Here is a 19146-nt window from a genome sequence, read left to right on the forward strand (position 1 = left end):
GGAGTCGCACCATGGTGAACCATACCCATTACACCTACCGCATCCGCTGGTCCGAAGAAGATGACCAATTCGTTGGTTTATGCGCCGAACTACCCAGCCTCTCCTGGCTTGCAGATACTCACCAAGAAGCGCTGGAAGGTATTCTGTCTCTGGTGGCCGACGTAGTGGCCGACATGGAGGCCGAAGGAGAAACACCACCGCTCCCACTGTCTGAACGCCACTACTCTGGTCGTTTTAATGTGCGCATTCCCCCAGAAAAACACCGCGAGCTTGCGATCAAGGCAGCAGAGGAAAATATCAGCCTCAACCGCTTAATCAGTGATCGGCTCGCGAACGTATAGCTAGTTACTCCGCCAAAACCCCAACACAGGGTGATACCCCCATCGCTGATTTCTAGCCGAAGCTGTTACCGTGCCGAAGGTACGGGCGGCGCGATCCAGGGAGATATCCAGGTCTTCCGCCAAGTCGGCCAGGGCTGTTAAATAGTCGGTTGCACCCCAGGGCTGTATCCGCTCGCCCTGCTCTTTTTCTAGCGCTACCCGCACCAGCAGGCTCTCTTCCACCGGCACGTAGAGCTTTTCGCCTCGCCTTGCGCCATCGTCTACGCGGTGGAGTGTCCAGGTTTCACCGCCCTCATCGGGCAGCAGCGCTAGCGTGGTTTCAGATTCGAGCTGTTTGCGAAAGGGGTCGCGCTGTATCAATACACCCGTCAAATGCAGTTGCGGCATCACATGCCAGCTGTAGGCTCCTAACGGCGGTGGTTTGGGCGTTTTGCCAATTCGTAGCTCTTTTTTGGTCAATGGCTCGGCGGGCTGCTCGATCATCAGTTGATGTAGCCGCTCATGCTCCAGGTCGACAAGACTATCTTTGGCGCGCAGCACTTCCCGCGCCAGCACGCGGGGGCGGGCATCGATCACCTGGTACTCATCTTGCGTTAACAGCTCACTAAGCGAGTGGCTACTTAGCCGCCATTGCAGATCTGTTTCAAAGCCGGGTTTGTGGAAAGCGGGTTTTCCAGGCTGCTCTAAATGTTTGAGGTTGGTATCGAGCAGCAAAATATTGGGCGAATCACACGCCTGCTCGCGGTGTCGTCGAACACGGCCAGCCAACTGGATAATCGAGCGCATGGACGATGGTTCGACAATGGCCCAGTCGTAGTCGTGGTCGCGCCCCACCTCAGTGACTGGCGAGCCTAGAACGATAAACAGATGGTCTTGCTCTTCGCTGCCATCCAGAAGGTGACGAATATCCGGCTGCTGAAAAACGCGATCTGGTTCAGCCCGTTGCAGCGTTTTGTCTAACCGGCGCTCAATTTCTGAGCGCATGACCAACGGGTGACGAGAGTGGTAAACGCAGAGGTGAATGCGAACACCCTCCGGCGCGCCCTGTTGAAACAGCGCTTTGGCAACATCCACCAAGGGATCAATATTAGCCATGCGAACCAAGCCAAAGCTGACGCGCTTGTCCGAGTGTGGGTCAACGGAATGATGCTGCTGGTGGAGTGCTAGCGCATTTTGACGCAGCAGGGTCGCAATCGTTGGCCTTACCTCTTCAGGGCGTTTGCTCAACGGCGGTAACGCTAAAATATCTGCACGGCGGCGTACTGGGCTTTTGGCCAAACGTTCTAAGCGGCGCTTGGCAAAAGCGTTGTGTGCGGCCTTGAAGGTCTCGCTACTGGCGCAGTTTTCATGCTGGCGGTCATGCTCGTCGAACCAGGCACAGCAAATATCCACCGCCAAGCCTGGTTCGCCTCGATGGCGTTGAAAAGCTTCACGACCGCTTCGGTAGGCTTCATACAACCCTTCAACCAGCGCAGGCGGCAAGGTGGCCGATGAAAGCAGCACCCGTGAACCTAGCAGCCCAGCCCAATTGACTAATCGGGTAAGCGCCGGCAAGTCGTTGATATCGAAATCGTCTATTTCATCGAGCACCAGATCGCTGCTCATCAGGCGCAGCATGGGCACGATCTGACGTCCACCCCGAATGCTCTCGGTGGCTGGCACTAGGTGGTCAACGGTACATACCAAAATGGGCGCAGCGATCAGCGCGCGAGTGCCCGACTCATCGCTCAAGCGGCGCAGCACCGGGTGATTATCAAAATTACCGTCGAACACCACGTGAGCATCTTCTTCGATCAACGCCTGTTGCGACGCCGAGCCTCGGGCTTCAGCCTGTTGCTCATAGTGTTCGAATAGGGCTTTATTGGCACTTCCCCCTACGCGTACGGCGAGTTCGTCTTCCCCTAAATTCAAGCGATCTCGTAAAGCCTGGCCAGTTTGAAGCGTCAGGGTGCGTAGCCCCAGCGCAATGCTAAACCGCGCGCCCTGCTGAGGGTCAGCCAACGCATACATGATGCGCCCATTGGCGAGGGTTTTACCGCACCCGGTGGACGCCATGTTAATGCCAAAAAATCCTTGGCGCTGGCTGCGCTCCCTTAGCGACTGGGCAAGGTCAAACGCTTTATCTTGCCAGCGAAAACGTGGGTGGCTACTGCGCTTACGGAACCCTTTGTGGCGCGCTAAACGGGGTAAGTGGCTGTCGACGCTGGGTAGCGCGCGAGCAACCGCCGCCGCATGTTTCTCAACCCCCAGAATATGCTCATCCAATGGCTGGTTGGGCTTGCCAGTTTTGCGCACGGTATTGGCAATTAACGGGTAGCTGGGCTCGCCGCGCACGCGATGCTGGAGGTCTTCAAGGCTTGAGTAGTGGTGGTCGGCCAACATCAAGCTAAGCCGTGCCAAGTGCATGACATAGCGGCTTTCCAACCAGTGGCAACCATTGGGCAGCCGTGCCTGTAATCGCATGGCAAGCTTTGAGGCACGCTCACGCCAACGTGGCGTACTAACAGGCAACCCGCCCTTGAACTGCCAGTAGGGCGTAATGCGTTTAGGGTCCTGGGTCTCGGGAAGCTCGTTCCATTCGGCATGAATAGAAGCAAACAGCCCGCCTAGTTGCTCTGATTGAAGTGGCGTATTTCCTCTGCCCCAGCGCCGTTCAGCCTCGCCATCGCGTTCCGGTGGCTTTAACGGTAGCCGATGGTGGCTAAGCACTAGCCAACCCAGCGCAGCCGCCAACGGGGGTAAACGGCTAAATACCGCAGAGGCGGGTGTATCTATCCCGTCACGCTCTAATCCACCCAGCCAGTCTTGCTCTTGATAACTGCCTTCAGCCAAGCGCGCCAACCAGGAGGCATCGTCATCACTTCCCACGAATGCCTGGAACAGACGTAGGGATATCCACTCATGGCGGTATAAATTACGCCCTTCCAACTTGCCCTTGAGCCGCTGCTGAAAGGCATCACAGGCTTTCCCCAAATCATGCAGCAACGCAGCCAGCGCGGTGAGCAGGAGAATATCTTCGCCGTTGTGCCAATCATTTTCATCGCGGCGTCGCAGGATATCTCGGGCGGTGGTGTTGGTCGGTACGGCGCCATTGAGATTGAACTGGGCAGCATCCCCCACCACCCACATCAACTCACTGTGGTCGTGGCCACGAATCCAGTGGCAGGCAACAGCGGTATTCTTGCGGGCGGTTTTGCGCAGCAGCTTACGCAGCGTATCCAGCCCGGCCTGGGTAATCGGCGTTTGCCACGTGCGGTCGCCCCGGCGTTCGGCAAACTGGTCGAGAATTCGGCGCGTTTCTTTCAGGGCATTTTTATTGCACTGGGAAATCAGCAGCACGTTCATGAATCGCCGTTCCCCAGTTCTTGCCCCAGCGCCTGGGCGACTTCCTTGAGCGTATCGATCATGAAGTCGAGGGATTCGGTGCGGGTCAAGCGTTCGATGCAGGCTTGGCGGAACTCCTGCTCTTCATCGCCGCGCATGGCGGAAATGAACGCTTGGGGCAGAATCACCGCGTCTTTCACCAGATCCGCCACATCGAACACTAGCCCACCTCGGCGGGTTTTACCGTGGAGTACCGCCAGGCCGTGGGGAATGCCCAATACCCAAGTGGCGGTCGCCGCCAAGCCATAGGCCAGGTAGTTGCCATGATCGAGAAAACGGTTGGCGGGGTCGGTACCCGCGCCGCGCTTGGCGCGGGTGAAGTCGCCGTAATCAACGGCGTTCACCGCTAGCTTGAACAGCGTTTTGGTTAATCGCGCTTCCAGGGTGAGCAGGTCAACCGTGCTGGGGGCTTGCTTGATGGCTTCGCGATGATGGGTGAGTGCGCTGTGCAGGTGATCGGTGGCAATAGTAAAGCCTGCGTCTTTCATCACTCGGCTTGTCCACAGCGCTTCGATACGGGCCAAGCGCGCCTGCTGAAAGGCGCGCGCAGCATCCAGGCGTTTGGCATCATCAAACCAGAAGCGTACCCAGTATTGGAGATACTCCGTGGGCCGGTACTCGCTTTGTGGCGTCAGCCAGGCAACGTCCACATCCACTTCATTGGCGGCAAACAGCGGTGTGCCACCGCCACCACAAAACCCGACCAGTACGCCTGCCTTGGCGAGTTCGCGCATGGCCGCTTGGGTAATCGAGGTGCCTGTGCCCAGCAGTATCGAGGTGGTATTGGCAATGGGAATATTCCAGTAGCGCGACTTGCTACCTTCATCGGTGACGTACTCTACCCGCCCACCGTTCACCAACACTCGGCAGTGCTGGAGGTAGTACAGGTTCGCACGCTTGGAGTGCAGGATGGTTTTAAGATCAGAAGGTGAAAAGTCATCCATGGCGGCTCTCCTATTGTTCTTGCCACCATCTAAGCACTCTTCGCCCTGAAACACCATTGATCCTCATCACGCTTTGCCTACCCACTTTCCACGCTCATGGCATCTTTCCGCCGTGCTACGCTTAGCACTATCGTTTCGGTGACTCAGGTGTTTGGCCATGCAATTACGGCAACGTGTACAGAAGATGTTAGCGGCGGATGACCGTTTCGATGCGCGTATTGGCGTGGTGAAGTCGGCGCTGGCGCTGGCGGGGACGCTCACCGATCGCCAGCCACATCGGGCGGCGCTGGCAGAGTATGAGCGGCTGAAGGCCCAGGGCGAGCTGAGCGGGGTGCAGGCGTTGGGCCTGGTCAGGGCCGCATGAGCGCGTAGAATATGCGGCTCTTTTTTTTGCTTCTCTATTCGTTATGTTATAACTTATTTATTCGATAGCGAGGACGCTCGATGAGTGAGCATATGCATCGCCATAACAAGGAAGGCCCTTGTCATTTTTCGCTGATGTCGTTGTCGGCCACCAAACGGCTGGGGTTGGTTGCCCTTCCCCTGCTGGCGTTGTGGGGGCTGGTGGCGTGGGCAGGCGGGTGGCCGCTATGAGTGAGCGTTCCTCTTCTCGCCTGCAACTGCACGACCTGCACCTGGCACAGGGTGGTCGCACCGTGCTGGAGCATGTGGACGGCGACATCAAGCGCGGCGCGATCACCGCGCTCATTGGTGCGAACGGTGCCGGTAAAAGCACGCTGATTCAGGCCATTATGGGTGAGCTTCGGCCGATTAGCGGCAAGGTGGTATGCACGGTGGATAAAGCGCGCCGTGCCTGGCTGCCCCAGCAGCTGGCGTTAGACCTCACCTTCCCCATGAGCGTGGAAGAGCTGGTGATGACCGGCAGTTGGCCAAGCCATGGGGCCATGAAAGGTTACTGCGCGGCGCACTACCGCAAGGGTCGCGAGATCATGGCGCGGCTGGGCATCTCCCATTTGGCACATCGGCCACTGGGCGAGCTGTCCGGCGGCCAGCGCCAGCGGGCACTGATTGGCCGCACGCTGATGCAGGAAGCCGAGCTGCTGCTGCTGGATGAGCCGTTCGCCAACGTGGACAGCGACACGGTGGATATCTTGATCCGTATCCTGCGCCAGATGGCCGATGAAGGCGTGACGATCATCATCGTGCTGCACGACATGGACCACCTGCGCCGCCTGGCCGATGAGGTGCTGATGCTGAGCGGCGGCCATGGCCGCTGGGTGGCACCGAGTGCCTTGCACACGCATCACGCCCCCGCCCAGGTGGTGCCCTTCTCGTTGGGAGGTCGTCATGCTGGCACTGCTTGACGCGTGGTTTATCGCGCCGTTCGACTACGGCTTCATGCGCCGCGCCGTGGTGGGTGGGCTGGCACTCTCCTTGGCTGCGCCGCCGCTGGGTGTGTTTCTGGTGCTGCGCGGCATGAGCCTGATTGGCGATGCCATGGCCCATGCCATTTTGCCGGGGGTGGCGCTGGGCTTCTTGCTGGCGGGGTTTTCGCTGCCGGTGATGAGTGTGGGCGGCGTGCTGTTCGGGCTGATGGTGGCGCTACTGGCCGGGGCCGTTTCCAAAATGGGCGGCCAGCGGGAAGACGCAGCCATGGCGAGCTTTTTCATCATTTCGTTGGCGGCGGGCGTCATGTTGATTTCCATGGGCGGCAGCAGCGTGGATTTAACCCACGTGCTGTTTGGCTCCATTCTGGCCATCAACTCGACCGCCCTGCTACTGATTGCCGGTATCAGCACGCTCATCGTGGTCACGCTGGCGGTGATTTTCCGCTCGCTGGTGGTGGAGTGCCTGGACCCGCTGTTCTTGCGCGGCCAAAGCCACCGCAGTGGCTGGGTGCATAGCGTGTTTCTGGGGCTGCTGGTGCTGAACCTGACGGCGGGCTTCCAAACCCTGGGCACGCTGATGGCCGTGGGGCTGATGATGCTGCCCGCCACGGCGGCCCGGTTCTGGAGCAAGCGGCTGGAAGGGTTGATCGGCATCGCGGTGGTGCTGGCCATGGTGTCGAGCACTGGCGGGCTGCTGCTGTCGTTCCATTTTGATACCCCTTCGGGGCCAAGCATTATCCTGCTCGCAGGGGTGGCTTACTTGTTGTCAGCGCTGTTTGGCCGCTATCACAGCTTAGCGGCCAAGCTGCGACGCAAGACCACGCCACTCGCCCTGGAGCAGACATCCTGATCATTCACTAAAGGAGTTTGTCATGTCCCTTTCCCATACGTCCCGCTGGCTGGTAGGCGTTTCCGCCATGCTGGCCCTGCCTGCCGCCATCGCCAATGAGCGTGTGCAGGTGGTCACCAGCTTCTCGATTCTGGCCGATATGGTCGAGAACGTGGGCGGCGAGCATGTCGAGGTCACTTCCCTGGTCGGCCCTGACGGCGATGCACACGTCTACTCGCCGCGCCCAGGTGATGCGCGTGCGCTGGCCGAGGCCGATCTGGTGGTCTTCAACGGCCTGCTGTTCGAAGGCTGGATGGAGCGACTGATCGACTCCAGCGACTATCAAGGCCCGGTGGTCACCACGACGGATGGCATCAACGCCCTGGCTTACGCGGGCCATGACGATCATGGGCATGACGATCACGACCATGGGCATGATCACGGGCATAGCCATGGTCATGGACATAACCACGGCCATGATCATGGACACAGCCACGATCACGGGCACGATGCTCATGAACATGGTCATGGTCATGATGACCATGAGCACGGCGACGATGATCCCCATGCCTGGCAGGACATGACCCAGGCGCGGGTCTACGTCGAGAACATCCGCGACGGTTTGATGGAAGTCGATGCGGACAACGCCGAGCAGTACCAAGCCAATGCCGATCGCTACCTGGCTGAAATGGCGGAGCTGGATGCCGAGATTCGTGCGCTGATCAGTGAGATCCCGGCTTCCGCCAGCGTCATCACCGGCCACGACTCCTTTGGTTACTTCTCCCGTGCCTATGGGGTCAACTTCCTGTCGCCGGTGGGGCTCTCTACCGAAGCAGATCCCAGCGGCGCCAGCATGGCAGCGCTGGTGGACGTGATCGAGCAGGAGAATGTTCAGGCGCTGTTCCACGAGAACATGACCAACCAGTCCATTATCGTGCAACTGGCCGAAGAAACCGGCCTGCCCATTGCAGGCACGCTTTACGCGGATGCGCTGGCCAGTGAGGGCGATGCCAGCACTTACCTGGGCATGATGCGCCACAACGCCACGGTGCTGCACGCCGCCCTGGCCGAACCGGGCCACGATGATCATGGTCATGGCGACCACGACCATGACCATGACCATGACCATGACCATGACCATGACCATGACCATGGTGATCATGGTCATCGTCACTGATCATTGAGGTCAACGGCTGCTTACCGCTCAGTCTCACGCAGGTTGATCGTGGTGAGCAGCCACTGTCTGAAAGACGCCATGGCATGGGTTTCTGCCCGCGCTTGCAGGCGTGTCAGCCAGTACCCCCCTAGACTGACAGTGGTGTCGAAAGGCTGCACCAGCGCACCACTGCTCAGCTGCCGAGAAAACATCAACGGTGGCGCCAATGCCACGCCCACCCCTTGAAGCGCGGCTTCCACCATGGCAATGGAAGAGTCGAAGACGATGCTCTGGGTCGTGGGAAGGCTACGAGGCAATCCGGCGGCCAACAACCACTCGGCCCACTCATCGGCACGATACGAACGCAGCCAGGTTTCATGCAACACATCGGCTGGCGTGTCGAGCCGTGCAGCAATATCCGGAGCACACAGCACAGAAAGCGATGCAGGCAGTAGTGGCTGAGCCGCCGTGCCATGCCAGGCGCCCGTGCCAAAGCGAATCGCAAAATCGAGACCTTCAGCGGCTAAATCGGCACGATTGTTGTGGGTGGAGAGCCGTAAATCGACGAACGGATACGCGTCATGAAAGTCTGCCAGCCGTGGCAGCAGCCAACCCACGGCAAACGTACCCACCACACCCACGTTCAAGACCTCACGATGACGGCTTTCGCCTAACCGCTCCAACGTATGCGACATCTGATCGAACGCATTCTTCAGCACAGGCAACAGCAGCTCGCCTTCCTGAGTCAGCATTAGCCCTCGGGGCAAACGTGTGAATAGCGGCACCTTCAATAGCCCTTCCAGGCGCTTGACCTGATGGCTCACGGCCGCCTGTGTCACGTGCAGCTCTTCTGCTGCACGCGTGAAGCTCAAGTGTCTGGCCGATGCCTCAAAGGCCCGCAGAGCCTTTAACGGCAAATAGGAACGCACTGCGCCACCCCCAAATTTTTCTAATAGCTCATGCAAAATCTTGCCATTTGTGGAGACCCACCGCGCTCTTTATTTTAGTCACCCGTGGCTTTTGTATCGACCAGAGCTGCCTTCCACCGACATGACTCATCGCAACAGGAGTTTTGCATGCGCACGCCGTTTTCAGCACGCCGCTGTCTTCTCATGGCCTCCTCCTTACTTTTCAGCGGGGCAGCCTGGGCGCTCGAAGAGCCTCACGAGGCCGATCTTCAAGCGTTGCTAGACAGCACGATCACCCCGCTGATGGAACAGTATCGTATCCCCGGCATGGCCGTCGCGCTCAGCATTCAGGGGCAGCCGTATTACTTTAATTATGGGCTTGCAAACCTGGAGACGGAGGAACCGGTCACGGATGAGACGCTTTTCGAACTAGGCTCCATCAGCAAGGTTTTCACGGCTGCCCTGGCGGGCTACGCGCAGGCCAGCGGTGCCCTTTCCCTCTCTGACCCCGCCAGCGGCTACTGGCCAGCCCTTGAAGGCAGTGCCTTCGATGAGATCACCCTGCTGGAACTGGGCACCTACACGGCAGGCGAGCTTCCGCTGCAGTTTCCGGACTCGGTGCAATCAGAAGAGCAAATGATCGATTACTATCGCCAATGGCAACCCGAATCGGCTCCAGGGGCACAACGTCTGTATTCCAATCCGAGCATCGGTTTGCTGGGCTATCTCACCGCGCAACGTTTGGGCAGCCCTTTCGAGACGCTGATGGAAGAAGCGCTGTTCATACCGCTCGGGCTCGAACACACCCATTTTCAAGTGCCCGACGCGCAACGGGCACATTATGCCTATGGCTACTCGAAGGAGGATGAGCCCATTCGGGTGAACCCAGGCGTGCTGGATGCCCAGGCCTACGGGCTGAAAGCCAATGCCGCCGACGTGCTGACCTTTCTGGAAGCGAACATGCGAGACCCGGCCAATGCCAGCGGCACGACGGAACGGCTGGATGACGCCTTGGCAACGACACGCACAGGCTACTTCGACGTTGGCCCCATGACCCAGGGCCTGGGCTGGGAGCATTATCACTACCCGGTGACCCTGGAGACACTGCTGGAAGGCAATTCGCTCGAGATGATTTTAGCGCCCAACCCGGCACATCGCCTCACGCCACCGCAAGCCCCTCGGCAAGCGGCCTACTACAACAAGACGGGCTCAACCAATGGCTTCGGCGGCTATGTGGTCTTCGTGCCCAGCGAGCAGATCGCCATGGTGATGCTGGCAAACCGCAACTACCCCAATCAGGCGCGTATCGAGACGGCTCACCATATTCTCAGTGCGCTGACCGACTCCCCATAATGAAAAAACCGCCGCTTTCGAGCGGCGGTTTGTTTGCAAATGACGAGGTCAAGCATGAGGGAAGATTGCGTTTTGCAGCGCTGATAAAGGAGACTAGCCCCTCTCCCTGCTCATCTCACTCATTGCAAAGAGCCAAGCCCATGCGCCTGAACGCCGATTTTAGCCACTTTGCCTGTATGACGCCGGAGCAGTATCACTGGGTCGCGTCGCCCAGTGCAGGCGTGGAACGTATGATGCTGGACCGTATTGGCGAGGAAGTCGCCCGCGCCACCAGCCTGGTACGTTACGCGCCGCACAGCCAGTTCAGCCATCATACCCATGGCGGCGGTGAAGAGATTCTGGTGCTGGAGGGCGTATTTGCCGACGAACATGGCCGCTACCCTGCGGGCAGCTACCTGCGCAATCCCATTGGCACTGGCCATACGCCCCATATTGGCGAAGAGGGTGCGCTGATTCTGGTGAAGCTGCATCAATTCGATGACAACGACCTGCTGCAGCTGGCCATTCCTGCCCACCGCCTGCCCTGGCAGCCCGACCGGCGGCCAGGCATCGGCTACAAGATGCTGCACACCTACGCGCAGGAGCGGGTCAGCCTGGAACGCTGGGAGCATGAGGTGACCATCGACTACCCTGCGCTACCGGGCGGGCTGGAACTGCTGGTACTGGAAGGCTCGCTCTACGAGGCGGGCAACGAATACCCGCAGGGCAGCTGGTGCCGCTACCCACCTGGGGCCACCCCATCGCTGCGGGCCGGTGAGCACGGCGTCATGATGTACATGAAACGCGGGCACCTGACGGATGCGGTGTGCCAGACTAACGCGCCAGCCCAATGAACGGCAGCAGGGTCAGCAGCGCGATCAGGATCACGGCGACCATCACCAGCGCGATCTGAATCGGCTGCTCCCGTAAACGCCGCCCCCAGGTCGGCGCTTCGTTGCGGGCCAGCGCTTCCTGGTGGGCCTTTCGCACGCTGGCCTGGCGTTCGACCTGGTACTGCGCCAGCAGCGCCTCGGCGTCGTCTCGCTGGGCCGGGTTGCGCAGCCAGATGGCATCGACCCCCAGGCGGAAAAACCCCGCCTGGGTTTCATACACGTCGAAGCCGTGTTCATCCAGCAGTTGGCGCACTTCCATGGCCTCTTCATCGGTCACGTGGCGCAACCGGAACAGCAAATGTGCCATGTTAGCCGCCCAATGCCGCCATGCGATCCGCCTGAATCACTTCGATCCAGTAGCCATCCGCGTCCTTGACGAAAATGACGTCTTTCATCTTGCCCTGGTCGGCACGCTTCACGAAGGTGACATCGTGCTCGTCGAACCAGGCCTGGGCGGCCTCCAGGTCCGGCACGCTGAAGCAGATGTGGCCAAACCCCTGGGGCTCGGCATTGCCGTCGTGGTAGGCAAAGTCCTGCTCGGTTTCGGTGCCCCAGTTGTGGGTCAGTTCCAGCAGGCCCTTCTGGCTGAAAGTCCAGGCGGTGCGAGCGTTCTGGTCCTCCGGCACCTGGTCGTCGGCTTCCACGTTGGCCAGAAAATAGAGCGAGAACTGCATTTCTTCGAAATCCAGCCGCCGCAGCACCTGCATGCCAAATACGCGGGAATAGAACGCCAGCGCGCGCTCCGGGTCCTTGACCCGCAGCATGGTGTGATTCAACCGAAACCCTTGGGTCTGGGGAGCCGCAGGGGCAACACCGGGATGCTGTTCACCTGAAAACGACATGACTTTCTCCTGTTGCTGCGTGATGTATCTGGCAATTGGTGCCCAAGTAGGCACTTTGGTACGTAAATACTTTGACGAAGCCCATACCATGTACAAGGCTTTAGGCTGCTGCTAACGCGAACCCCATCGAATCCGCCGTTACCGCCCCTTGGGTCATGTATGAGGGCGGCGCTGCGATAATTCTAGCCCCTGCCTGAGGAGGCCGCATGTCACGTGATCTCAATGTACTGGGTGAGCCGCTCACCCCCTGCTGTCACTCGCCCAAGACGGGGTTTTATCGTGATGGCTTTTGCCGGGTCGGCACCGACGATGTGGGCATTCATTCGGTATGTGCCATGGTCACCGAGGAGTTCCTGGCGTTTTCCCGCGCGCAGGGCAATGACCTGGTCACCCCGCGCCCCGAGTACGGCTTTCCTGGCCTGCGGCCCGGTGATCGCTGGTGCCTGTGTGCCCACCGTTGGGCAGAAGCCGCAGAGGTCGGTCTGGCCCCGCCGGTGATTCTGTCAGGCACCAATGCACGCACGCTGGACATCATTCCGCTGATCAAACTACAGCAACACGCCCTGGATGCAGTGCACTAGGCCTGCCAGCGCGCGGGGCGCTTCCCCAGGCATTGGTCGTAGTGGATTTTCTATGCAACTCTTCTACACTACTGTCTCTACAGCTGTACATTCAGCGTATCGTTAGCCTGGGAGTGTGTCATGACCGACATTGAAATGACGCTAGATGATCGCCTGACGTTGAAGCAGTTGGCCAACGCGCTACAGAACGGCTTTTCCCCCATCGTGGAGGTCGTCTCGATGGATGGCATCTACAAGGTCCGCTTTCATCATGCCCACGGCGTCTCGGACCTGAGCAATGCACAGGGGCAAGTCAGCACGTTTCTGGGCACCGGAGAAATCCGCGACACCCTCGGGCAACTGGGGCTGACCCACGGCGTATTGACCTGTTCCGACCAGTGTGGCGACGAGATGATCGGCGTCTCGGGCAGCGCCATGACGCCCGATGAAATGCTGACCTACGGCACACGCATCGCGTTTCGCTGATCTTTCCGCACCATTGGCTTTACACATCCCGCCTGGCCGAGGATAGTACGCCTACGACAGGGGCGCCGCGACGCGGCTGAGAAGCACCCTTTGAACCTGAACCGGATAGCACCGGCGTAGGGAGTCGTGGTGCTTCCATTCACCACCTCCCTGCCGGGAGGAAGTCATGACCCTACCCAGCCCACGCGAGACGCTGCTCGCGCTGCGTGACCAGACCCCGCTGGTTCACTGCATCACCAACTACGTTGCCATGAACAGTACCGCCAACCTGCTGCTGGCCGCCGGGGCCTCCCCCGCCATGCTGCATGCCCAGGAAGAAGTGGCGGAATTTACCGCCATCGCGGGAGCGCTCTCGATCAACATCGGTACGCTCTCTACCCCTTGGGCCGAAGCCATGCAGCTGGCCGCCCAATCAGCCCAGGCCCACGCGGTGCCCTGGGTGCTGGACCCGGTTGCCGTGGGCGCTACGCGGCTGCGCCAGCAAACCTGCCTGTCTCTGCTGGCTTACCAGCCCAGTGTGATTCGTGCCAATGCCTCGGAAATCATGGCGCTGAGCGGCCTTGCCCACCAGGGCCGGGGCGTGGATGCCACGGTCAGCACCGACGATGCCACCCAAGCGGCCATCACCCTGGCGCGTCGGTATCACTGTGTCGTCGCCATGACCGGGGCCACCGATATCGTCACCGATGGCCAGTCGCTGTATCGTTTGACCGGCGGCCACCCGCTGATGCCACGGGTAACCACCCTGGGCTGCGGGCTCAGCGCGCTGGTCGCCGGTTTCGTGGCGGCCAACCGTCACGCCCCGCTGGCCGCCACGCTCGGCGCCCTGACCTACTTTAATCTGGCAGGCAGCCACGCCGGGCAGCAGGCCGAAGGGCCGGGCAGTTTCTATGTGGCGCTGCTGGATACCCTGTACTCGCTCACGGCAGATGACCTGCCTGCACTACCTCACTCGGAGACCCTACATGTCGGTTGATCTTACGCTCTACCTGGTCACGGATGCTCAGCTATGCGCCTCCACGGGCCTGGAACGTACCGTGGAAGCCGCCGTGGCAGGAGGCGTCACGCTGGTCCAGCTACGCGACAAGCAGGCCAGCGACGAGGCCATGATTGCCCAGGCCAAGCGTCTCAAGGAAGTGCTGGCAGGTAGCGGAGTGCCGCTGATCATCAATGACCGGCTGAACGTGGCGCACGCCAGCGGTGCCGACGGCTTGCACGTTGGCCAGAGCGATACGGACGTGATGCAGGCCCGCCAGGTACTGGGCGAGCAGGCGATCATCGGGCTCTCCATCAATACTCTGGAACAGTTGCAGCGTGCCCCCGTGGCGCTGCTGGATTACGTGGGGCTGGGGCCTGTGTTTGCCACCGGGAGCAAGCAGGACCACGCGCAGCCCATCGGTTTTACCGGGCTGGCCCAACTGGCCAGTGCCTGTCCGCTGCCCAGCGTGGCCATCGGTGGCTTGAAAGCCGAGCACGCCGCCCAGGTGAAAGCCGCCGGTGCCCACGGGCTCGCGGTGATCTCGGCCATTTGCGGCCATCCTGACCCACGTCAGGCGGCCCAGGCGTTCTTCAGGTCATGACCCAGTTCGACCAGCTGACAGCCTTCGTCAAGGTGGCCGAGTTGGGCAGTTACACGCGGGCGGCGGAGGCCCTGGACCTCTCGCGCACCTTGCTATCGCGCCGGGTCATGGCGCTCGAGGAATCGCTGGGCGCGCGGCTGATACAGCGCACCACCCGGCGGCTGCACCTGACGGAAGCAGGCGAGCGCTATCTGGCCCGCGCACAGGCGATCCTGCTGGCTCTGGAGGAGGCTGCCAATGAAGTGGGTAGCGGCCTTCAAAGCGTGAGCGGACGACTGCGCATCAACGGGCCCATGAGCTTTGGCACTCGCTACCTGGCTCCCGAGGTGGCTCGCTTCATGCGGGATCATCCCCACCTGGAGGTGCGCCTGGACCTCAATGACCGCCGTGTAGACCTGCTCGAAGAGGGATACGACCTGGCCATTCGCATTGGCAGCCTGCCGGATTCCAGCCTGGTGGCCAAGCGCCTGGCACGCTGCCAGATGGTGTTCTGCGCCTCTCCTGACTACCTGGCACAGCACGGCACTCCCACCCGCCTGGAGGCGCTGGCCGACCATCGTTGCCTACGCTATCGCAGCGGCCAGAACAGCGGCGACTGGCGCGTGGGGCAGCAGTGGTTGAGTGTCGACGGACCGCTGGAGAGCAATAACGGCGATATGCTGACCCATGCCGCGGAAGCCGGGCTAGGTATCGCCCATCAGCCCAGCTTCCTGGTGACCGAAAGCATCGCCCAGGGCCGCCTGGTGCCGCTATTGCAGGAGATACCTCCCACGTACCTGGACATCCACGCGCTCTATCCTGCCCGGCAGTTTTTGCCTGCCAAAGTGGCACGCCTGATCGACCAGTTGACGGTTGCCTGGGGCGACCCACCCGCCTGGGAGAAGGCGCTGGGATTGTCGCGCCCAGCGCAACAGTGAAGTGCCAAAAGCAGGGATTATCCAGACAGGCAGTCGTCGTAAAGTGGCGTCATCGCATCCAGAGGGGATGCCGACGACCACGAGAGAACACCATGACGACGACACTGACGACTCAAGCATCACACCTGCATGCCACTGCCCTGCTGCGCATCAGCCTGGGTATCATGACCCTGGCCCACGGGCTGTTGAAAGTATTCGTGTTCACCCTGCCTGGAACGGTCGGCTATTTTGAGTCGCTGGGCCTGCCAGGCTTTCTGGCCTACCTGACCATTGCGGCGGAAGTCGGCGGAGGCCTGGCCCTGCTGCTGGGTATCTATACGCGCTGGGTCAGCCTGGCCCTGGTACCGGTTTTGCTGGGAGCCGCCTGGGTACATATCGGTAACGGCTGGCTCTTTTCCAACCCGGGCGGCGGCTGGGAATTCCCGGTATTCTGGGCCATTGCACTGGTCGTGCAAGCCGGCCTTGGCAGCGGCAGCCTGGTCGTTGCACGCCGCTTCGCGTGAGCCACTGGCCTGCTGGCGTCCCTACGCTGGCAGGCCACACATCGAGGTGCCTTATGTTACCTAGCCTGTTTATCTCTCACGGCTCGCCCATGCTGGCGCTGACCCCCACGCCCGCTCACCAGTTCCTGCGTGAGCTGGGCCAGACGCTTCGCCCCAAGGCCATCGTCGTGGTCTCAGCCCACTGGGAAACGCCGGAGCTGCTCATCAGTCAGAGCGCTCACCCCGAGACCCTCCACGATTTTGGCGGTTTTCCGGCGGCGTTGTTCGCCGTGCAGTACCCGGCACCGGGGGACCCAGCCCTGGCCGCAACGCTGGGCAACACGCTCGGTGCCAGACTCGTGGAGCGCGGCATGGACCACGGCGCTTGGGTGCCACTTTCCCTGATGTACCCCGAGGCCAGGCTACCGGTCGTGTCGCTGTCGCTTCCCAGCCGGTGGAGCAACGCGGCGCTGATGGAGTTGGGCCAGCGGCTTGCCCACCTGCGCAGCGAAGGTATTCTGGTCGTGGGCTCCGGCAGCCTGACCCATAACCTGCATGCGCTACTGCCCCAGGGCAGCCAGGCACCAGGCTGGGTGGATGCCTTTGCCGATTGGGCACACACTCAACTGGAAAAAGACGCGCGGGAGGCGCTGCTGACATGGCAAACGGCTCCCCATGCCCAGCGCAACCATCCCACGCCGGAGCACTTCCAACCGTTACTGGTCGCCATGGGAGCCGGGGGCCAGGGCCAGCGGCTGCACCATAGCGTCGAGCACGGCGTGCTGGCGATGGATGTCTACGCGTTCAACTGACGGCCACGCCCAGATGGCTGGCCTGGGCGGGGGTGTGGGAGGGAGCGGTAGGAAGATCCCGCATCAGCAGGGCAAACTCCCACTGCTCCGGGGCGATGGGCGCGCCAGGTAGCGCTATGCGGACACGATGCCCTGAGCCGGGTGCGGCAGTCTGATACTCACCGCGCCCGCTTTCCATCTGCTTCAGCACGAAACGACGATTGCCGCCGGGCAGCATCAGCTCCATGGCATCGCCCACTTCGAAGCGATTCTTGACCTCGACGTCCAGCAGGCTGCCCGTGGCATCGACACCGATGATGTCGCCCACGAACTGCTGGTGCACGCCAACGGAGTGGCCGCGCTCGTAGTTCTGAAACTCATCGTGCACATGGCGGCGGTAAAAGCCCTCGGTATAGCCTCGGTTGGCCAGGTTTTCCAACTGATCCATCAAGCCCATGTCGAAGGGGCGGCCTGCCACGGCATCGTCAATGGCCTGACGATACACCTGCGCAGTACGCGCCACGTAGTAGTGGGACTTGGTACGTCCTTCGATCTTCAGTGACGCCACACCCAGGCGCGCCAAGCGTGCCACGTGCTGCACGGCGCGCAGGTCCTTGGAGTTGAACAGGTAAGTGCCGTGCTCATCTTCGTAGAGGGGCATCCGCTTGCCCGGCCGGGAGACATCTTCGATCAACGCGGCCCGCTCGGTGTCTGCCGCCACGGTTATCAGCTCGCCGGTGGCATCCTGAGTGGCATCCAGCGTCTTGTATTGCCAGCGGCAGGCGTTGGTGCAGGTGCCCTGGTTCGGGTCACGGCGATTGACGTACCCCGAGAGCAGGCAGCGTCCTGAATATGCGATGCACAGCGCACCGTGAACGAACGTCTCGATCTCGATATCCGGGCATTCGGTGCGGATCTCAGCCACCTCTTCCAACGATAGCTCCCGAGAAAGAATGATGCGCTGAATCCCCTGCCGCTGCCAGAACTTGACCGCGGCCCAGTTCACCACATTGGCCTGCACCGACAGGTGGATGACTTGGTGCGGCCAGCGCTCACGGATCATCATGATCAGCCCGGGGTCGGACATGATCAGAGCGTCCGGCCCAGCCTCGATCACCGGCTCCATATCCCGCAGGTAGGTCGTGAGCTTGCTGTTGTGCGCAGCGATGTTGGAGGCCACGTAGAACTGCTTGCCTCTGGCATGGGCATACTCGATGCCCCGGTGCAGCGTCGCCACCTTGAAGTCGTTATTGCGCACCCGTAGCGAGTAGCGCGGCTGCCCGGCGTAGACCGCATCGGCCCCGTAGGCAAACGCGTAACGCATGTTGTGAAACGTGCCCGCAGGCGAGAGAAGTTCGGGAGCTTGCATAACCGTCACCGTTGTTTGAACGGGCGGCATTATAGCCAGCGCACCTCGCCGGTTGCGGCCCGTCGGCCGGTTTGCTGACCTGGGTCAATTCCCGGTGCATGTCAGGCCGTGGGGCGACGTTTCAGGGTGGTGCGACGGTCGTGATAGGCAATGGCCAGACCGCTGCACATGATCAGCGCGCTGCCTACCCAGACCCAGACGTCCGGCAGTTCTCCCCAGAACCACCACCCCAGCAGCACGGCCCACAGCATGGCGGTGTAATCGAAGGGCGCCGCAATGGCGGCGGGCGCATGGCGAAAGGCCAGGGTGATGAACGCCGTGGCCCCCACCCCCAGCACCCCGGAGGCGGCAAAGCCCAGCCAGTGCCAGGGATGGGGCGTTTGCCATACCCAGGGCAGGCTGAGGCCCGTCAGTACCAGCGGCACGGCCGTCATGTAGAACACCATGGCCCACAGGTGCTCGTTGGCGCCATAGCGCCGCGCCGTGACCATCATCAGGGCATAAAATACCGCTGCGGCCAGCATAATCATGGCGCCTAGTTGAAACGCACCTCCGCCCGGGCGAACTACAATCAGCACGCCCACAAAGCCTACCAGTGATGCTACAAGCACTGGCGGATCAATACGCTCACCTAAAAGCGGCACGGATAGCAGCGTGACAAATAGCGGTGCGACAAACGCAATGGCGGTGGCTTCTGCCAGCGGTAACAGGGTTAGCCCCCACACAAAGCACACCATGGTGGCGGTGTAGATCAACCCACGCAGCAGGTGAACGCCTGGCCGCTTGGTGCGCAGCTTGCGTAGCCCGCCGCCAAAATAAGCCAACAGAGCAATGAGCGGTAACGATACTAGCGTGCGGAAAAAAATAATTTGTATCGGGGAGTGCACCGCCCCTAACCACTTTGATACTGCGTCCCCTAGTGCTAAAAACAGCACGCCTAAGCACATGCAAAGTATGCCTTTTAAGGATGGCGTCATAAACAT

The 19146-nt window shown here is 60.9% G+C and carries 22 protein-coding genes and 1 riboswitch; of the genes, 15 read left to right on the top strand and 7 right to left on the bottom strand.

Annotated features, from left to right (window positions below; all coding sequences use genetic code 11):
- Nucleotides 1-11: 11 nt before the first annotated feature.
- Nucleotides 12-341: a type II toxin-antitoxin system HicB family antitoxin gene (locus RVM27_RS07385; protein WP_081192045.1), complete on the top strand. Its 330-nt coding sequence runs from the start codon at nucleotides 12-14 to the stop codon at nucleotides 339-341.
- On the opposite strand, the gene cas3f is transcribed toward RVM27_RS07385, so the two are convergent.
- Nucleotides 342-3686, bottom strand: coding sequence for a type I-F CRISPR-associated helicase Cas3f (gene cas3f / locus RVM27_RS07390; protein WP_498957670.1), 3345 nt, complete (start codon nucleotides 3684-3686; stop codon nucleotides 342-344). It abuts the gene before it with no gap.
- Entirely contained in the window at nucleotides 3683-4669 is a 987-nt protein-coding gene (gene cas1f / locus RVM27_RS07395; RefSeq protein WP_498939819.1) for a type I-F CRISPR-associated endonuclease Cas1, read from the bottom strand. Before cas1f ends, cas3f begins: the two co-directional genes overlap by 4 nt.
- Before the next feature lie 157 nt (nucleotides 4670-4826).
- Here cas1f and RVM27_RS07400 point away from each other — a divergent pair, with 157 nt between their 5' ends.
- From RVM27_RS07400 to RVM27_RS07420, 5 genes are all read left to right on the top strand, one after another.
- Nucleotides 4827-5033 (top strand): hypothetical protein, encoded by a 207-nt coding sequence (locus RVM27_RS07400; protein WP_287808277.1) that lies wholly within the window; start codon nucleotides 4827-4829, stop codon nucleotides 5031-5033.
- A gap of 80 nt (nucleotides 5034-5113) precedes the next feature.
- A complete protein-coding gene (locus tag RVM27_RS07405) occupies nucleotides 5114-5263 on the top strand; it encodes a hypothetical protein (RefSeq protein ID WP_167385702.1) in 150 nt (49 codons plus the stop codon).
- On the top strand, nucleotides 5260-5994 hold the full coding sequence (locus RVM27_RS07410; protein ID WP_016915809.1) for a metal ABC transporter ATP-binding protein: 735 nt from the start codon (nucleotides 5260-5262) through the stop codon (nucleotides 5992-5994). Before RVM27_RS07405 ends, RVM27_RS07410 begins: the two co-directional genes overlap by 4 nt.
- Nucleotides 5978-6868, top strand: coding sequence for a metal ABC transporter permease (locus RVM27_RS07415; RefSeq protein WP_096921635.1), 891 nt, complete (start codon nucleotides 5978-5980; stop codon nucleotides 6866-6868). The genes RVM27_RS07410 and RVM27_RS07415 overlap by 17 nt, the downstream gene beginning before the upstream one ends.
- A 22-nt stretch (nucleotides 6869-6890) precedes the next feature.
- Nucleotides 6891-8024, top strand: coding sequence for a TroA family protein (locus RVM27_RS07420; protein WP_498957671.1), 1134 nt, complete (start codon nucleotides 6891-6893; stop codon nucleotides 8022-8024).
- 20 nt (nucleotides 8025-8044) lie between these two features.
- Here the strand turns inward: RVM27_RS07420 and RVM27_RS07425 are convergent, their stop codons facing one another.
- Complete coding sequence (locus tag RVM27_RS07425) at nucleotides 8045-8932, bottom strand: LysR family transcriptional regulator (protein ID WP_212636770.1); 888 nt, start codon at nucleotides 8930-8932, stop codon at nucleotides 8045-8047.
- A 147-nt stretch (nucleotides 8933-9079) separates the two neighbouring features.
- Between RVM27_RS07425 and ampC the strand changes: the two genes are divergently transcribed.
- Together ampC and RVM27_RS07435 are read left to right on the top strand one after the other, a co-directional pair.
- Nucleotides 9080-10264, top strand: coding sequence for a serine hydrolase family protein (gene ampC, locus RVM27_RS07430; RefSeq protein ID WP_498957672.1), 1185 nt, complete (start codon nucleotides 9080-9082; stop codon nucleotides 10262-10264).
- Nucleotides 10265-10404: 140 nt separating this feature from the next.
- A complete protein-coding gene (locus tag RVM27_RS07435; RefSeq protein WP_498957673.1) occupies nucleotides 10405-11097 on the top strand; it encodes a cupin domain-containing protein in 693 nt (230 codons plus the stop codon).
- On the opposite strand, the gene RVM27_RS07440 is transcribed toward RVM27_RS07435, so the two are convergent.
- Together RVM27_RS07440 and gloA are read right to left on the bottom strand one after the other, a co-directional pair.
- Nucleotides 11078-11443, bottom strand: coding sequence for a DUF6164 family protein (locus RVM27_RS07440; RefSeq protein WP_193461403.1), 366 nt, complete (start codon nucleotides 11441-11443; stop codon nucleotides 11078-11080). The genes RVM27_RS07435 and RVM27_RS07440 overlap by 20 nt on opposite strands.
- A gap of 1 nt (nucleotide 11444) precedes the next feature.
- Nucleotides 11445-11978, bottom strand: a complete 534-nt coding sequence (gene gloA / locus RVM27_RS07445) for a lactoylglutathione lyase (RefSeq protein WP_096921639.1) — start codon at nucleotides 11976-11978, stop codon at nucleotides 11445-11447.
- Between the two features lie 206 nt (nucleotides 11979-12184).
- Here gloA and RVM27_RS07450 point away from each other — a divergent pair, with 206 nt between their 5' ends.
- The 7 genes from RVM27_RS07450 (at nucleotide 12185) to RVM27_RS07480 (ending at nucleotide 16815) form a co-directional block, all read left to right on the top strand.
- Nucleotides 12185-12559, top strand: coding sequence for a DUF2237 family protein (locus RVM27_RS07450; RefSeq protein ID WP_039180609.1), 375 nt, complete (start codon nucleotides 12185-12187; stop codon nucleotides 12557-12559).
- 120 nt (nucleotides 12560-12679) lie between these two features.
- Complete coding sequence (locus RVM27_RS07455; protein ID WP_039180612.1) at nucleotides 12680-13024, top strand: hypothetical protein; 345 nt, start codon at nucleotides 12680-12682, stop codon at nucleotides 13022-13024.
- A 48-nt stretch (nucleotides 13025-13072) separates the two neighbouring features.
- Nucleotides 13073-13164: riboswitch (TPP riboswitch) on the top strand.
- 26 nt (nucleotides 13165-13190) lie between these two features.
- Nucleotides 13191-14000 (top strand): hydroxyethylthiazole kinase, encoded by an 810-nt coding sequence (gene thiM, locus RVM27_RS07460; RefSeq protein ID WP_193461404.1) that lies wholly within the window; start codon nucleotides 13191-13193, stop codon nucleotides 13998-14000.
- Nucleotides 13990-14604, top strand: a complete 615-nt coding sequence (gene thiE, locus RVM27_RS07465; RefSeq protein WP_039180618.1) for a thiamine phosphate synthase — start codon at nucleotides 13990-13992, stop codon at nucleotides 14602-14604. Before thiM ends, thiE begins: the two co-directional genes overlap by 11 nt.
- The gene (locus tag RVM27_RS07470; RefSeq protein WP_016915797.1) at nucleotides 14601-15521 is read left to right on the top strand and encodes a LysR family transcriptional regulator; all 921 of its coding nucleotides are present in this window, start codon (nucleotides 14601-14603) and stop codon (nucleotides 15519-15521) included. The genes thiE and RVM27_RS07470 overlap by 4 nt, the downstream gene beginning before the upstream one ends.
- 92 nt (nucleotides 15522-15613) lie before the next feature.
- Complete coding sequence (locus RVM27_RS07475) at nucleotides 15614-16024, top strand: DoxX family protein (protein ID WP_016915796.1); 411 nt, start codon at nucleotides 15614-15616, stop codon at nucleotides 16022-16024.
- Between the two features lie 53 nt (nucleotides 16025-16077).
- A complete protein-coding gene (locus tag RVM27_RS07480) occupies nucleotides 16078-16815 on the top strand; it encodes a DODA-type extradiol aromatic ring-opening family dioxygenase (RefSeq protein ID WP_144984202.1) in 738 nt (245 codons plus the stop codon).
- Here RVM27_RS07480 and trhP read toward each other — a convergent pair.
- Nucleotides 16808-18163, bottom strand: a complete 1356-nt coding sequence (gene trhP / locus RVM27_RS07485) for a peptidase U32 family protein (RefSeq protein WP_498939800.1) — start codon at nucleotides 18161-18163, stop codon at nucleotides 16808-16810. The two genes, RVM27_RS07480 and trhP, sit on opposite strands and share 8 nt — an antisense overlap.
- Nucleotides 18164-18264: 101 nt before the next feature.
- The gene (locus RVM27_RS07490) at nucleotides 18265-19140 is read right to left on the bottom strand and encodes a DMT family transporter (protein WP_498939798.1); all 876 of its coding nucleotides are present in this window, start codon (nucleotides 19138-19140) and stop codon (nucleotides 18265-18267) included.
- Nucleotides 19141-19146: the final 6 nt, after the last annotated feature.

The organism is Halomonas sp. KM007 (assembly GCF_050709225.1).
GTDB classification, from domain to species: domain Bacteria; phylum Pseudomonadota; class Gammaproteobacteria; order Pseudomonadales; family Halomonadaceae; genus Vreelandella; species Vreelandella hamiltonii.

Excerpts from the sequence above, each read along its gene's own strand:
- RVM27_RS07385 (WP_081192045.1), top strand. The coding sequence starts at position 12 with ATGGTGAACCATACCCATTACACCTACCGCATCCGCTGGTCCGAAGAA.
- cas3f (WP_498957670.1), bottom strand. The coding sequence starts at position 3,686 with ATGAACGTGCTGCTGATTTCCCAGTGCAATAAAAATGCCCTGAAAGAA.
- cas1f (WP_498939819.1), bottom strand. The coding sequence starts at position 4,669 with ATGGATGACTTTTCACCTTCTGATCTTAAAACCATCCTGCACTCCAAG.
- RVM27_RS07400 (WP_287808277.1), top strand. The coding sequence starts at position 4,827 with ATGCAATTACGGCAACGTGTACAGAAGATGTTAGCGGCGGATGACCGT.
- RVM27_RS07405 (WP_167385702.1), top strand. The coding sequence starts at position 5,114 with ATGAGTGAGCATATGCATCGCCATAACAAGGAAGGCCCTTGTCATTTT.
- RVM27_RS07410 (WP_016915809.1), top strand. The coding sequence starts at position 5,260 with ATGAGTGAGCGTTCCTCTTCTCGCCTGCAACTGCACGACCTGCACCTG.
- RVM27_RS07415 (WP_096921635.1), top strand. The coding sequence starts at position 5,978 with ATGCTGGCACTGCTTGACGCGTGGTTTATCGCGCCGTTCGACTACGGC.
- RVM27_RS07420 (WP_498957671.1), top strand. The coding sequence starts at position 6,891 with ATGTCCCTTTCCCATACGTCCCGCTGGCTGGTAGGCGTTTCCGCCATG.
- ampC (WP_498957672.1), top strand. The coding sequence starts at position 9,080 with ATGCGCACGCCGTTTTCAGCACGCCGCTGTCTTCTCATGGCCTCCTCC.
- RVM27_RS07435 (WP_498957673.1), top strand. The coding sequence starts at position 10,405 with ATGCGCCTGAACGCCGATTTTAGCCACTTTGCCTGTATGACGCCGGAG.
- RVM27_RS07440 (WP_193461403.1), bottom strand. The coding sequence starts at position 11,443 with ATGGCACATTTGCTGTTCCGGTTGCGCCACGTGACCGATGAAGAGGCC.
- gloA (WP_096921639.1), bottom strand. The coding sequence starts at position 11,978 with ATGTCGTTTTCAGGTGAACAGCATCCCGGTGTTGCCCCTGCGGCTCCC.
- RVM27_RS07450 (WP_039180609.1), top strand. The coding sequence starts at position 12,185 with ATGTCACGTGATCTCAATGTACTGGGTGAGCCGCTCACCCCCTGCTGT.
- RVM27_RS07455 (WP_039180612.1), top strand. The coding sequence starts at position 12,680 with ATGACCGACATTGAAATGACGCTAGATGATCGCCTGACGTTGAAGCAG.
- thiM (WP_193461404.1), top strand. The coding sequence starts at position 13,191 with ATGACCCTACCCAGCCCACGCGAGACGCTGCTCGCGCTGCGTGACCAG.
- thiE (WP_039180618.1), top strand. The coding sequence starts at position 13,990 with ATGTCGGTTGATCTTACGCTCTACCTGGTCACGGATGCTCAGCTATGC.
- RVM27_RS07470 (WP_016915797.1), top strand. The coding sequence starts at position 14,601 with ATGACCCAGTTCGACCAGCTGACAGCCTTCGTCAAGGTGGCCGAGTTG.
- RVM27_RS07475 (WP_016915796.1), top strand. The coding sequence starts at position 15,614 with ATGACGACGACACTGACGACTCAAGCATCACACCTGCATGCCACTGCC.
- RVM27_RS07480 (WP_144984202.1), top strand. The coding sequence starts at position 16,078 with ATGTTACCTAGCCTGTTTATCTCTCACGGCTCGCCCATGCTGGCGCTG.
- trhP (WP_498939800.1), bottom strand. The coding sequence starts at position 18,163 with ATGCAAGCTCCCGAACTTCTCTCGCCTGCGGGCACGTTTCACAACATG.
- RVM27_RS07490 (WP_498939798.1), bottom strand. The coding sequence starts at position 19,140 with ATGACGCCATCCTTAAAAGGCATACTTTGCATGTGCTTAGGCGTGCTG.